At 72.2% G+C, this 13,764-nt stretch carries 11 protein-coding genes and 3 tRNA genes; 4 read left to right on the top strand and 10 right to left on the bottom strand.

The window, feature by feature from the left end:
• Positions 1-10: 10 nt before the first annotated feature.
• From modA to ACWCRA_RS31025, 9 genes are all read right to left on the bottom strand, one after another.
• The gene (gene modA / locus ACWCRA_RS31065) at positions 11-805 is read right to left on the bottom strand and encodes a molybdate ABC transporter substrate-binding protein (protein ID WP_451069150.1); all 795 of its coding nucleotides are present in this window, start codon (positions 803-805) and stop codon (positions 11-13) included.
• Positions 806-872: 67 nt separating this feature from the next.
• Positions 873-1,265, bottom strand: coding sequence for a TOBE domain-containing protein (locus ACWCRA_RS31060; protein ID WP_351548516.1), 393 nt, complete (start codon positions 1,263-1,265; stop codon positions 873-875).
• A gap of 303 nt (positions 1,266-1,568) precedes the next feature.
• Positions 1,569-2,222 (bottom strand): response regulator transcription factor, encoded by a 654-nt coding sequence (locus ACWCRA_RS31055; protein ID WP_351548513.1) that lies wholly within the window; start codon positions 2,220-2,222, stop codon positions 1,569-1,571.
• Positions 2,212-3,543 (bottom strand): sensor histidine kinase, encoded by a 1,332-nt coding sequence (locus ACWCRA_RS31050; protein ID WP_451069149.1) that lies wholly within the window; start codon positions 3,541-3,543, stop codon positions 2,212-2,214. Before ACWCRA_RS31050 ends, ACWCRA_RS31055 begins: the two co-directional genes overlap by 11 nt.
• 177 nt (positions 3,544-3,720) lie before the next feature.
• Positions 3,721-4,521 (bottom strand): ABC transporter permease, encoded by an 801-nt coding sequence (locus ACWCRA_RS31045; protein ID WP_451069148.1) that lies wholly within the window; start codon positions 4,519-4,521, stop codon positions 3,721-3,723.
• Positions 4,518-5,435: an ABC transporter ATP-binding protein gene (locus ACWCRA_RS31040; protein WP_451069147.1), complete on the bottom strand. Its 918-nt coding sequence runs from the start codon at positions 5,433-5,435 to the stop codon at positions 4,518-4,520. Before ACWCRA_RS31040 ends, ACWCRA_RS31045 begins: the two co-directional genes overlap by 4 nt.
• Positions 5,436-5,638: 203 nt before the next feature.
• Positions 5,639-5,712, bottom strand: a tRNA-Ile gene (locus tag ACWCRA_RS31035).
• Between the two features lie 208 nt (positions 5,713-5,920).
• Positions 5,921-5,996: transfer RNA gene (locus ACWCRA_RS31030), tRNA-Asn, on the bottom strand.
• Between the two features lie 5 nt (positions 5,997-6,001).
• Positions 6,002-6,074 (bottom strand) — tRNA-Asn (locus tag ACWCRA_RS31025).
• A gap of 176 nt (positions 6,075-6,250) precedes the next feature.
• On the opposite strand from ACWCRA_RS31025, the gene ACWCRA_RS31020 reads away from it, so the two are divergent.
• The 4 genes from ACWCRA_RS31020 (at position 6,251) to ACWCRA_RS31005 (ending at position 12,003) form a co-directional block, all read left to right on the top strand.
• Positions 6,251-6,550, top strand: a complete 300-nt coding sequence (locus tag ACWCRA_RS31020) for a YtxH domain-containing protein (protein ID WP_351548504.1) — start codon at positions 6,251-6,253, stop codon at positions 6,548-6,550.
• A gap of 36 nt (positions 6,551-6,586) precedes the next feature.
• Positions 6,587-8,032 (top strand): FGGY family carbohydrate kinase, encoded by a 1,446-nt coding sequence (locus ACWCRA_RS31015; RefSeq protein WP_451069146.1) that lies wholly within the window; start codon positions 6,587-6,589, stop codon positions 8,030-8,032.
• Positions 8,033-8,353: 321 nt separating this feature from the next.
• The gene (locus ACWCRA_RS31010) at positions 8,354-10,087 is read left to right on the top strand and encodes an ABC transporter ATP-binding protein (RefSeq protein WP_351548498.1); all 1,734 of its coding nucleotides are present in this window, start codon (positions 8,354-8,356) and stop codon (positions 10,085-10,087) included.
• The gene (locus ACWCRA_RS31005; RefSeq protein ID WP_351548495.1) at positions 10,084-12,003 is read left to right on the top strand and encodes an ABC transporter ATP-binding protein; all 1,920 of its coding nucleotides are present in this window, start codon (positions 10,084-10,086) and stop codon (positions 12,001-12,003) included. The genes ACWCRA_RS31010 and ACWCRA_RS31005 overlap by 4 nt, the downstream gene beginning before the upstream one ends.
• Before the next feature lie 179 nt (positions 12,004-12,182).
• Here the strand turns inward: ACWCRA_RS31005 and ACWCRA_RS31000 are convergent, their stop codons facing one another.
• Positions 12,183-13,280, bottom strand: coding sequence for an RNA polymerase sigma factor (locus ACWCRA_RS31000; RefSeq protein WP_451069177.1), 1,098 nt, complete (start codon positions 13,278-13,280; stop codon positions 12,183-12,185).
• Between the last annotated feature and the right edge of the window lie 484 nt (positions 13,281-13,764).

Here is a 13,764-nt window from a genome sequence, read left to right as displayed (position 1 = left end):
GCGGCCGGGGTCAGGGCTTCTGGAAGCCCGCGTCCCGGAGAATCCGCTGTGCCTCGGGCCCGCTCAGCCAGGTCACGAACGCGGCGGCGGCCTCGGAGTGCTTCGAGGTCTTGAGGGTCGCGGCCGGGTACTGGGCGATGGCGTTCTGTCCGTCCGGGATCTCGACCGCGTCCACCTTGTCCTCGGCGGTGGCCGCGTCGGTCTTGTAGACGAGCCCGGCGTCTGCCTCTCCCATCTCGACCTTGCTGAGCACGGCCCGCACATTGGGCTCCTGGGAGACCGGCTTCACGGTGATCTTCTGGGCGCCGAGAATCTGCTCGCTGTAGCGGCCCACCGGCACCTCGGGCGCGGCCAGGACCACCTTCAGCTCGCTGTCGGCCAGGTCCTTCAGCTCGTCGATCCCTTCCGGGTTGCCCTCGGTGGTGGCGATCACCAGCCGGTTCTTCGCGATGACGGTCGGGGTGCCGGTGTCGTCCCCCAGCCGGTCCATCGTCTTCGTGTCGGCGGTGACCAGGGCGTCCGCGGGGGCGCCCTGTCCGACCTGGGCCGCCAGTTCCTGCGAGCCGGCGAAGGAGAAGGTCACCTCGGTGCCGGGGTGCTTCTTCTCGTAGGCGGCGCCCGCGGTCCTGAAGACATCGGTGAGGGAGGAGGCCGCCAGCACCACCAGCTCGGCCTTCGGCGGGGCGCCGCCGGTGCCGGAGGCCCGGGGGCTGTCGCCCGCCGCGCCGTCCTCGTCGGTGCCGCAGGCGGCGAGCGGCACGAGCAGCGCCGCGGTGAGAGCGGCGGCGAGGGCACGGCGGTTCATGGAGGTCTCTCCTTGTCGGGGTGGTGAAGCGGTGGACCGGCGGGCCGGGAGCGGGGTCGCCGTGCGGTCAGGTCCGGTCGATGTGCACATTGGTCGACTTCACCCGGGCGGTGGCCCGCATTCCGACCTCAAGACCCAGTTCCTCGACGGCTTCCCTGGTCAGCAGCGATACGAGCCGGTGCGGACCGGCCTGGATCTCGACCTGGGCGGCGACATCGCCGAGCTTCACGGCGGTGACGATGCCGGGGAAGGCGTTGCGCGCGGAGGTGTACGGGGTCTCCTCCTCACCGCCGGTCTGGGCGACCTCGATGGAGAAGGCGGCGAGATCCCGGCCGTCGATCAGCCGGCGCCCGCTCTCGTCACGGTGGGTCGCGACCCGGCCCGCGTCCGCCCAGCGGCGCGCGGTGTCGGGGCTCACGCCGAGGAGACGGGCGGCCTGACCAATGGTGTAGGACTGCATATGCGACACGTTAGGCGTCCCGGGGTCGCATATACAAGGTGATATGCAGGGATGACCTGGCCTCTGCGCATACCGGAGCCGACAGTCCCGGCCTGCCCGGGGCCCCTCGTGGGTACGGCGGCGCGACCGGCTACGGGCTCCGGGCACGGGCAGGGGCATTCTGTACGGGCAGGGGCACGGGCACTCCGCACAGGCACAGGCGCTCTGTACGGGCAGGGGCACGGGCACTCCGCACAGGCACAGGCGCTCTGTACGGGCAGGGGCACGGGCACTCCGCACGGGCACGGGCTCCGCGCACGGGCCTCAGCCGAGGATCTTCCGCTCGTACGCCACCGCGACCGCCGCCGCCCGGTCCTTGACGCCCAGCTTGCCGTAGACATGGGTGAGATGGGTCTTCACCGTCGCCTCGCTGATGAACAGCTCCCGCGCGATCTCCCGGTTCGGTGTGCCCCGCGCGACCAGGACGAGCACCTCCCGCTCCCGGGCGGAGAGCGCCGCGCGGGCCGGGCCGGCGGGGGTGCGCACGGCGGTGACCAGGCGGGAGGCGACCGCCGGGGAGAGGACCGTACGCCCCTGGGCGGCGGCGCGCACCCCGGCGACGAGGTCCTCGCGCGGGGCGTCCTTGAGCAGATAGCCCGTGGCGCCGGCCTCGATCGCGGGGAGTGTGTCGGAGTCGGTGTCGTAGGTGGTGAGGACCAGGACACGCGGGCGCGGCCCGCGCCGGGCCAGCTCCCTGATCGCGTCGACACCGTTCCCACCCGGCATGCGCAGATCCATCAGAACGACATCCGGGTCGAGTTCGGCGGCGCGCGCGACGGCCTCGGTGCCGTCCGCCGCCTCGCCGAGGACCGTGAAGCCGTCGACGGACTCGAACAGGCCACGCAGCCCGTCGCGGACGACGGGGTGGTCGTCCGCGATCACGAGGGTGATGGCCCCGTCCGTCCGTTCAGTGGTCATGGCGGACCAACGGTACCCGGGCCGAGACGGCGGTTCCGCCGCCCGGCTCGGACTCCACCGTGACCTCGCCCGCGACGCGTTCGGCGCGGGCCCGCATCCCGGCCAGGCCGAAGCCGCCGCTCCGGGTGCGCGCGGGCGGGTCGAGCGGGTCGAAGCCGCGGCCGTCGTCGCGCACGTCCAGGGTGACCTCGCCGTCCATGAAGGAGAGGGTGACACCGGCGCGGCTCGCGCCCGAGTGCCGTGCGGCGTTGGCGAGGGCCTCCCCCGCGATCCGCAGGAGCGTCCCCGCGATCTCGTCGTGCAGCGGCTCGGCGGTGCCGGTGACGGTGAACCCGGCGGCCACTCCCGTACGGCGGGACCAGGCGGCGACCGTGTGCCTCAGCGCCTCCGGCAGCGTCGCGTCGTCCAGGTCCGACGGGGCGAGGTCGTGGACGGAGCGGCGGGCCTCGCCGAGGCTGTACCGGGCCAGCTCGGTGGCCCGGTCGAGGTGTTCACGGGCCCGCTCCGGGTCGGATGCGCCGGCGACCACCCGGAGCTGGGCGATGATCCCCGTCAGCCCCTGTGCGAGGGTGTCGTGGATCTCGGCGGCGACGCGCCGGCGCTCGTCGGCGATGCCCGCCTCCCGCGCCTGGAGCACGAGTTGGGTGTGGAGGGCGGCGTTCTCGTCCAGGGCCTCCTGGAGAGCCGTGTTGGTGCGCTCCAGTTCGGCGATGGTGGCGGCCTGGGCGCTGCTGCGCTCGGTCTCCTTCTCCTCCAGATGGCCCATGACGGAGACCAGCACCAGATTGAAGACGAACAGCGCGCCGAACGCGGCCCAGCCGACCGCCCCCTTGGGCGGCAGCCCACCGGACTGCGCCCCGGCCAGGGTGATGGCCGTGGCGGCCAGGCCCGGCCAGAGCAGGGGGCGCGGCAGCAGCCGGTCGGCGCCGAGGTACCCGACGGACGCGTAGAACGCGAAGAAGGGGTTGAGCCAGGTCAGGGCGGAGGCGATGGCCCACCGCACGCCGTAGTGGACGGCGTCGGCCCGGCACGGCGCCGTGCGCCCGGGCGGCACCCGGCCGCCCCCGCCGCGCCGGATGTCCAGCGCGAGGGCCGCCGCGACCAGGGCTCCGGTCGCGTACCAGTCGGCGCGGCCCATGCCGACGACCTCGCCCGTCGCCAGCGCGAGCAGCAGACTGAAGCAGAGCAGGGAGCGGGGAGCGTACCGCTGGAGCGCCCGCTGCCGTTCCTCGACCGCCGCCCCGGCCGCCGCGTGCCCGGGGCCCCCGCGCGCGACCGTATCCGCCACCTGCCCGGACACCCCGCCCCTGACCGCATCCACCTCCGCCCCCTCCTCCGCCCCTGCGTCCCCATCCGCCACGCGCCCGAACGCCCTGTCCGTACCGCTTCTTCCGCCGCCCACCGCGCCGCCCATCCCCTCAGTCTGCGGGGCCGGGACCGCGCGCGGTCAACGGCTTCCCCGAGCCCGTGTCCGCCGCGCGCCCACTCCCCGGGGCCCTCACTCCCAGCGGAACCAGCGCCCCGCCGCACCGATCAGCACCACCGCCCAGAGCGCGAGGACACCGAGGTGCGACCAGGCGGGCCAGTCGCCCGCCGCGGCATCGCCGAGAGCCCGCGCCGCGGCGCCGAACGGCGTGCCCTCGACGACGGCCGCCAGCGCGTCCGGCATCGCCTGCACGGGCATCCACACGCCCGCGCAGAACATCGAGGGGAAGAAGATCACCGAGCCGATCACATGCGCGGCCTTCGTCGTGCCGGAGAGCGCGGAGACGAGAGCGCCCAGGCAGAGCGCGACGGCGACGGACAGCACCAGCGCGAGCAGATACCCGGCGACCTGTCCCGGCAGCCGTACGCCGAAGGCGGCGCGGCCCACGGCGAGCGCGAGCACCGCCGAGGCCAGAGCGGCGGCCCCGTGGATTCCCATCTGCGCGCCGAGCACGGCGGCGGGCCGCACCGGAGTCGTCGACATGCGCCGCAGGATGCCGCGCTCGCGGTATCCGGTGATGACCGGCGGCATGGTCTGGAGACCCGCCACGATCATGCCGAGCAGCACCGTGACGGGCCCATAGGTGTCGATGACCCGCAGGCCGCCGAGAGCCTCGTCGGGCTCGCGGAAGGAGGGGATGGAGCCGAGGATCACCAGCAGGCCGGTGGGGAAGGCCAGAATCCAGAAGAGACTGCCGGGCTCGCGGCGGAAGAGCCGGAACTCGGCGGTGAGCACGGCGCGTTCGGCGGAGCGCGCGGCGGGCACGGGAGCGGTGGCGCTGGTGCGGGTGCGGGCGCTGGTGCGGGTGCTCATGAGAGGGCGGCTCCTGAGGTGAGGTCGAGAAAGGCGTCGTCCAGCGTGGCGTCGGAGACCCGGAGCCGGCGGGCGGTGATGTGCCGGCGGGCGAGCAGGGTGATGACGGCGTCGACGGTCTCGTCGGTGCCGCCGAGCGTCACCCGGCCGTCCTCGCACACCACCGAGGCGAGCCCGGGCAGGGAGCCGAGGTCGGCGTCGCCGAGCGGTTCGGAGGGGGTGAACGCGATCACGGTCGCCCCGGCGGACCGGCGGATCAGCCCGTCCGGGGTGTCGAGCGCGGCGACGCGCCCCTGGTGGATCACGGCGATCCGGTCGCAGAGCCGCTGCGCCTCCTCCATGAAGTGGGTGACGAGGAGAACGGTGACCCCGCCGGCCCGTACGTCCTCGATGAGCTGCCAGGTGTCGCGGCGGGAGCGCGGGTCGAGCCCCGTGGTCAGCTCGTCCAGCACGACCACCCGCGGGTTGCCGACGAGGGCGAGCGCGATGAAGAGCCGCTGCTTCTGACCTCCGCTGAGCTGGGCGAACCGGGTGCCCAGCTGGTCGGTGAGCCCCAGCCGCTCGGCCAGGGGCCGCCAGTCGGCGGGGGCCGGATAGCACGCCGCGTACAGCTCCAGCGCCTCCCGCGCGGTCAGCTTCGGCTGGAGCTCGCTCTCCTGGAGCTGGGCGCCGAGTATCCGGGTGAGCGCCCGGTGATCCCGTACGGGATCGAGCCCGGCGACCCGGACCCGGCCGCGGTCGGGCACCCGGAGCCCTTCGACGCATTCGACGGTGGTGGTCTTCCCCGCGCCGTTCGGGCCGAGGATTCCGAAGATCTCGCCCTCCTCGACGGCGAACGAGACCCCGTCCACGACGGTCCGCCCGGCATACGACTTGCGCAGCCCGGCGACTTCGATGAGTGGTGTACTGGTCATGGGCCGAGCCTGCCGGGGCGGCGGCCCCCGGGGCATCGCCCATCGCGCTCGAAGGCGCATCAACCGATCGGTTGACCCACCCCCTCGACCCGTCGGCCGGGGCGGGCACGGCCCGGGAAACGACGGAGCGCCCCTGACCGGTGCCTGACCAGTAGGAGCGCTCGACCGCTGGTGGGAACGATTCATCGAACAAACGTTCACCGTGGGGCGGGTGGGACTCGAACCCACGGCCGACGGATTATGAGTCCGCTGCTCTAACCGGCTGAGCTACCGCCCCTAACGGCGCGTCGCGCACAAATGTGCGCGCCGTCTGCCGCAGCATAGCCGCTCATACGATCTCCTGCTTCGGATGGTCGGCATCGCTCGTGGGGGAAGACGGCGCTGCCCGCCGCCAGGTTGCCCGGCGGTCCGGAACAGCTCGGGAACGGGTTCGGAACAGGTCCGGAACATACGAAAAAGGACCCTCAAGGGGTCCTCTTCCGTGGTGGCTCCCCCGGCTGGACTCGAACCAGCAACCCTCCGGTTAACAGCCGAATGCTCTGCCAATTGAGCTACAGGGGACCGCGCTCCCCCGACTGGACTCGAACCAGTAACCTGCCGGTTAACAGCCGGCTGCTCTGCCAATTGAGCTACAGGGGATTGCGTCGCGTGCACCGAACGTACCTACCGGGGGGCTCCCGGAGGGCGTGCGCTCGCTGCGACACATACATTAGCGCAAGCAGGGGGGTGCTCCGCCAATCGGTATGGTCCTGGGTGATCACGGGTCGCGCCGGGTAGACGGGCAGGCACGTACGCAACCGAAGGGTGGCAGCGCCATGCGGTACAAGCTCACATTCGTGGTCGGACTCGCCATCGGCTATGTGATCGGGACACGGGCCGGTCGCGAGCGTTACGAACAGATGAGAAAGAGCGCCCGGCAGTTCTCCCAGAACCCCGCCGTGCGCAACGCGGCCGAGTCCGCGGTGCAGAGCGGGCGCGAGGTCGCGGGCAAGGCCCTGCACACCGTGAGTACCAAGGTCGGCGACCGCATCCCCGAGTCGGTCACGGAGCGGGTGAGGTCCCTGCGGGAGCGCGGTTCCGGCGTCGAGGACGACTGGGGAACCAGCAACACCTGACATCCGGCACTCCCCGGGTGGGGCAGAATCTGTTCCATGGGGATAGTCGCCGGCTTGGACAGTTCATCTGCGTTCACCCAGATCGTCGTCTGTGACGCGGACACGGGTGCCGTGCTGCGGCAGGGCTATGCCCCGCACCCCGTGGACCCGAAGGCCGGGGAGATCGACCCGCAGGCCTGGCTGCTCTCGCTCGGCGAGGCGGCGGCCGGCGGGCTCCTGGAGGGTGTGGAGGCCATCGGGGTCTCCGCGCAGCAGCACGGCCTGGTCCTCCTGGACCAGCAGGGATCGCTGGTCCGCCCCGCGCTGACCGGCAACGACAAGCGCGCGCAGGTCGCCGCCGCCGATCTGATCGACGCGCTCGGCGGGCGCCGGGCCTGGGCCGAGGCCGTCGGCTCGGTGCCGCAGGCCGCGCACCCGGTGGCCAAGCTGCGCTGGCTGGCGCGCACCGAGCCCCAGTCGGCGCAGCGGGTGGCGGGAGTGCTCCAGCCGCACGACTGGCTCGTGTGGCAGCTGCTCGGCCGCCCCGCCCGCCGGACCACCGACCGCGGCGGCGCCTCCGGCACCGGCTACTGGTCGGCGGCCACCGGCTCGTACCGCCCCGATCTGGTCGAACTGGCCCTCGGTCACCAGTGCGCGCTGCCCGATGTGCTCGGGCCCGCCGAGTCGGCCGGCACCACCCCCGAGGGGCTGCTCATCTCCGCCGGCACCGGCGAGACGATGGCCGCGGCCTTCGGGCTCGGCGTCGCCTCCGGGGACGCGGTGGTCTCACTCGGAGCCTCCGGTTCCGTGATGGCCGTCCACCACGAGGCGCTGGCCGACCCCAACGGCATGATCACCTCGTACGCCGACGCCACCGGGATGCATCTGCCGGTGGTGCACACCCTCAACGCGGTGCGGGCGCTGCGCGGCGCCGCCGAGATGCTCGGCCTCGACGACCTCGACGCCCTCTCCGAGCTGGCGATGAAGTCCACCCCCGGCGCTTCGGGGCTGGTTCTGCTGCCGTATCTGGAGGGCGAGCGCACCCCCAGGCTGCCGCACACCGCCGGCACGCTCAGCGGGCTGCGGCGCGAGTCGATGAAGCCCGAGCACCTGGCGCGGGCCGCCTTCGAGGGAATGCTCTGCTCGCTCGCCGACGCGATGGACGTGCTGCGCGGACGGGGTGTGGAGGTGCGCCGGGTCTTCCTGCTGGGCGCGAGCGCGGGGCTGCCCGCCGTGCAGGCCGCGGCTCCGGGAATCTTCGGCGCGCAGGTGGTCGTGCCCGAGCCCGCCGACTACGCGGCGCTCGGCGCGGCCCGGCAGGCCGCCTGGGCGCTCGGCGCCGCGCGGGGGACGCTGTCGCCGGCCGCCCCGCCGGTCTGGCAGGACGCCGTCGTGCGCGTGCTGGAGCCCGGTGACGAGACGGCCGTGGGCCAGGCGGTGCGGCAGCAGTACAGCGCGACGCGGGAGCAACTGCACCCCGGGGCCTTCGGTCCGGCACACTGAGACGGGGTGCGCCGATGCTCCGAGACGGGACGCACCGAGACGGCGTGGCCCGGGCCGCGCGGGTGGCCCGGGGCGGCGCGCATGTCCCGGGCGGCGCGGGCCGCGGGCAGGGCGGGTCCCGGAAGCACGGGCCGCGCGGGCCGATGGGCCGGGGCGGGCGCGGTGATCGCCCCGGCGCGCGAGCCCCGGCGCGGCGGGTGTGACTTGACCCGCCCTTGAAACAAACCGTTGGGGTTCACGGGCTCCGGTGCAGCAAGATGGTGAGGCCCCCGGCCACACCTCTGCCCTGCCCTGCCCTGCCGCCGACCCCGAGAGACGCGCGTGCTGATACAGCTGCTGCGGACACATCTGCGTCCGTACAAGAAACCGATCGCCCTCCTGGTCTTTCTGCAACTCCTCCAGACCAGCGCCACCCTCTATCTGCCCACCCTGAACGCCGACATCATCGACGACGGTGTGGTGAAGGGCGATACAGGCGTCATCCTCAGCCTCGGTTCGGTCATGATCGCCGTGAGTCTGGTGCAGGTGATCTGCAATATCGGCGCCGTCTACTACGGGGCCCGCACCGCCTCCGCGCTCGGGCGCGATGTCCGCGCCGCCGTCTTCGACCGGGTGCAGAGCTTCTCCGCGCGCGAGGTCGGACACTTCGGCGCCCCGTCGCTGATCACCCGTACGACCAACGACGTCCAGCAGATCCAGATGCTGGTTCTGCTGGCGTTCACCCTGATGGTCTCCGCCCCGATCATGTGTGTGGGCGGCATCGTCATGGCGCTCGGCCAGGATGTGACCCTCTCCGCCGTGCTGCTGGCCGTCGTCCCGGTGCTCGGGATCTCGGTGACGGTCATGGTGATCAAGATGAGGCCGCTCTTCCGGACCATGCAGGAACGGCTCGACACCGTCAACCGGGTGCTGCGGGAGCAGATCACCGGCAACCGCGTCATCCGCGCCTTTGTCCGCGACGGCTACGAGCAGGACCGTTTCGGTGAGGCCAACACCGAGCTGACGGATGTCTCGCTCGGCACCGGGCGGCTGATGGCGCTGATGTTCCCGACCGTGCTGACGGTGGTGAACGTCTCCTCCGTCGCCGTCGTCTGGTTCGGCGCGATGCGGGTCGACAGCGGGGCGATCCAGATCGGCGCGCTCACCGCGTTCCTCGCCTATCTGATGCAGATCGTGATGGCGGTGATGATGGCCACCTTCATGTTCATGATGGTGCCGCGCGCGGAGGTCTGCGCCGAGCGGATCGAGGAGGTGCTGGGCACCGATTCGAGCGTGGTGCCGCCCACCGCCCCCGTGCGCGAGCTGGCCCGGCACGGCCATCTGGAACTGCGGGACGTGCAGTTCTGCTACCCGGGCGCCGAGGAGCCGGTGCTGCGCGAGGTGGCACTCGCCGCGCGCCCCGGGGAGACCACCGCGATCATCGGATCGACCGGAAGCGGCAAGTCCACCCTGCTCGGTCTGGTGCCCCGGCTCTTCGACGCCACGGGCGGGGAGGTGCTGGTCGACGGGGTGAATGTGCGCGATCTCGACCCGGCGCTGATGGCGCGGACCGTGGGGCTCGTGCCCCAGAAGCCGTATCTCTTCTCCGGCACGGTGGCCACCAACCTCCGCTACGGCCGGCCCGGCGCGAGCGACGAGGAGCTGTGGCAGGCCCTTGAGGTGGCGCAGGCGGCCGGTTTCGTGCGCGAACTCGACGGCCGGCTCGACGCGCCGATCGCCCAGGGCGGCACCAATGTCTCCGGCGGGCAGCGGCAGCGGCTGGCGATCGCCCGGACCCTGGTCCAGCGTCCGGAGATCTATCTCTTCGATGACTCGTTCTCGGCGCTGGACTACGCCACGGACGCGGCGCTGCGGGCCGCGCTGGCGCTGGAGACCGCGGAGGCGACCGTGGTGATCGTCGCCCAGCGGGTCTCGACGATCCGGGACGCGGACCGGATCGTGGTCCTGGACGAGGGGCGGGTCGTGGGAACGGGCAGTCACCGGGAACTGATGGCGGCCAATGAGACCTATCGCGAGATCGTGCTCTCGCAGCTGACGGAGGCTGAGGCCGCATGAGCGGGCCACGCATGATGATGGGCGGCTCGGCCGAGCGCTCCATGGACTTCAAGGGCTCGGTCAAGCGGCTGCTCAAGGCGCTGGCTCCCGACCGGGTGCTGCTGTGGGGGATGCTCGCGGCGGCGCTGCTGAGCGTCGGGTTCTCGGTGGTGGGCCCGATGGTGCTCGGCTGGGCGACCGATCTGGTCTTCGCCGGGGTCGTCGGCCGGGACCTGCCCGAGGGCGGCACCAAGGCCGAGACGATCGAGGGCCTGCGGGAGAAGGGCGACGACGGTCTCGCCGACATGCTCTCCGGGGTGGACTTCACCCCCGGTGAGGGGATCGACTTCGGCGCCGTGGGCCAGGTGCTGCTGGTGGCGCTCGCGCTGTTCCTGGTCTCCGGGGCGCTGGCGCTGGTCGCGAGCCGGCTGTCGATCAAGGTGATCAACCGGTCCATGTACCGGATGCGGGAGGACGTCCAGGCCAAGCTGTCGCGGCTGCCGCTGTCGTACTTCGACCGCGCCAAGCGCGGCGAGGTGCTGAGCCGGGTCACCAATGACATCGACAACATCGGACAGACCCTCCAGCAGACGATGGGCCAGCTGATCAACTCGCTGCTGACCATCGCGGGCGTGCTGGTGATGATGTTCTGGATCTCTCCGCTGCTGGCCCTGGTCGCGCTGGTCACGGTGCCGCTGTCGATCTGGATCGCGGCCCGGGTGGGCAAGCGCTCCCAGCCGCACTTCATCCAGCAGTGGCGCTCGACCGGGAAGCTCAACGCCCATATCGAGGAGATGTACACCGGTCACGCGCTGGTGAAGGTCTTCGGGCGGCAGAAGGAGTCGGCCGAGGGGTTCGCCGAGCAGAACGAGGCGCTGTACGAGGCCGGGTTCAAGGCGCAGTTCAACAGCGGGGTGATGCAGCCGCTGATGTTCTTCGTCTCCAACCTCAACTATGTGCTGGTGGCCGTGGTCGGCGGACTGCGGGTCGCGACCGGGACGCTCTCGATCGGCGATGTGCAGGCGTTCATCCAGTACTCCCGGCAGTTCTCGATGCCGCTGACGCAGGTGGCGTCGATGGCGAATCTGGTGCAGTCGGGCGTGGCCTCCGCCGAGCGGGTCTTCGAGTTGCTGGACGCGGAGGAGCAGGAGCCGGACAGCCCGTCCGTCGAACTGCCGGAGCGCCCGGCCGGGCAGGTCTCGCTGGAGCGGGTCTCCTTCCGGTACGAGCCGGAGAAGCCGCTGATCGAGGGGCTCTCGCTGAGTGTGGAGCCGGGCCAGACGGTCGCGATCGTCGGCCCCACGGGCGCGGGCAAGACCACGCTGGTGAATCTGCTGATGCGGTTCTACGAGGTCACGGGCGGCCGGATCTCCCTCGACGGGGTGGATGTCGCGAAGATGTCGCGGGACGATCTGCGGTCGTCCATCGGGATGGTGCTCCAGGACACCTGGCTCTTCGGCGGCTCCATAGCGGACAACATCGCGTACGGGGCTCCTCGCGAGGTGAGCCGTGCGGAGATCGAGGAAGCGGCGCGGGCGGCGCACGCGGACCGTTTCATCCGTACCCTCCCCGAGGGCTACGACACGGTCATCGACGACGACGGCGCCGGGGTCAGCGCGGGCGAGAAGCAGTTGATCACCATCGCGCGGGCGTTCCTCTCCGACCCGGTGATCCTGGTGCTGGACGAGGCGACCAGCTCGGTCGACACCCGTACGGAGGTGCTGATCCAGAAGGCGATGGCGCGGCTCTCCCACGGGCGCACCAGCTTTGTGATCGCGCACCGGCTCTCCACCATCCGGGACGCCGATGTGATCCTGGTGATGGAGAACGGCGCGATCGTCGAGCAGGGCAGCCACGATGAACTGCTGACGGCGCGGGGCGCGTACGCCCGGCTGTACTCGGCGCAGTTCGCGCAGGCGGTCGCGGAGGTGGACTGAGCGCGGACGGCCGCGTCAGGACTCGGTGCCCGCCGGGTCGGTCGCGGCCGGTCGCGGCCGGTCGCGGCTGTGCCCGCCGGGACAGTCGCGGCTTGTGCGCGGAGGGGCGGTCGCGGAGGGGCGGGGCGCGGGCGGTCACGGGCACAGGGGTGGGCCGGGTCCGCGCCGCTGCCGGGGCGTCAGTCCAGATAGCCGCGGAGCTGGTCGGCGAAGGCGTGGTCGCGCAGTTTGTTGAGGGTCTTGGACTCGATCTGGCGGATGCGTTCCCGTGTCACGCCGAAGATCCGGCCGATCTCCTCCAGGGTGCGCGGCCTGCCGTCGACCAGTCCGTACCGCAGCTGGACCACCTTGCGCTCGCGCTCGCCGAGCGTGGAGAGCACGGCCTCCAGATGTTCGCGGAGCAGCAGGAAGGCGGCGGACTCCACGGGTGAGGCGGCGTCGCCGTCCTCGATGAGGTCGCCGAGGGCGACATCGTCCTCCTCCCCCACGGGCGCGTGCAGCGAGACGGGTTCCTGGGCGAGCCGGAGCACCTCGCTGACCCGCTCGGGCGCCAGGTCGAGCTGGGCGGCGACCTCCTGGGGCGTCGGTTCGCAGCCGCGCTCCTGGAGCATCCGGCGCTGGACCCGGACGACCCGGTTGATCAGCTCCACCACATGGACGGGGACGCGGATGGTCCGGGCCTGGTCGGCGAGGGCCCGGGACATGGCCTGGCGAATCCACCAGGTGGCGTAGGTGGAGAACTTGTAGCCGCGGGCGTAGTCGAATTTCTCGACCGCGCGGATGAGGCCGAGGTTCCCCTCCTGGACGAGGTCGAGCATGGTCAGCCCGCGCCCGACATAGCGCTTGGCGACGGAGACGACGAGCCGGAGATTGGCCTCGATCAGCCGGCGCTTGGCCATCCGGCCCATGACGACGAGCCGGTCGAGATCCACGGCGAGCCGGGAGTTGTTGATGTCGGGGGTGTTGCTGAGCTTCTCCTCGGCGAAGAGGCCGGCCTCGACCCGGCGGGCGAGTTCCACCTCCTCGGCGGCGGTGAGCAGGGAGATCCGGCCGATCTCCCGCAGATACTGGCGGAAGAGGTCGGACGACGGGCCGCCGCTCTCACCGCGGGCCGCGCGCCGGGGCTCCGGCGCGTCGGGTACCTCCACGGCGTCCTCGGCCGCGCGGCCGGCGGGCCGGGGCAGGGAATCGGGGTGGTGCGCGGGCAGGCTCTGCGCGGGGACGGCCGCGAGGGTCTCCGTCCCCGCGCGGCGGTGGGCCGGCGGTGTGTCGGTCAGGCTCTCGGCCGGGCTGTCGGCCAGGGTCCGGGTCTGCACGGGGGGCGACCTCCAGGGTGATCGCTGCCGGTTCACGGGCGTGCGGCAGCGGGACGGAGGCGGGCGGGCCGCTGTCCGTCCCGTACACGATGAGCGAATCGATCCAACGGGGGTGCGTGGGCCCACTGCGATGGGCCGGCCGCGCTCCGAGGACTCAGGCACCGCCCCCAGTGTGGGGTACGACACACAGCCGCCACGAGGGGCGTGCGGGGACTTTCTGAGGCCCTTGCGTGACCGGGTGGTTACCGAGCCGGGATCAGGTGGTGTTCCCGGGACCCCCGCGCGGGCTCCCCCGGCCGGGGCCGCGTGGGCGTCTCCCGGGGCGAGGGGCGATCGGGGCGGCGGTTCCGCCTCGACGGCGCCGGTGGCGATGTCGAAGACCCAGCCGTGCAGTGTGACCGTTCCCCGCGCCAGCGCACGGGCCACCGGGGGATGGGTGGCCAGA

This window comes from Streptomyces sp. NPDC001889, assembly GCF_053594535.1.
This window is presented reverse-complemented; position numbering and strand designations above follow the sequence as displayed.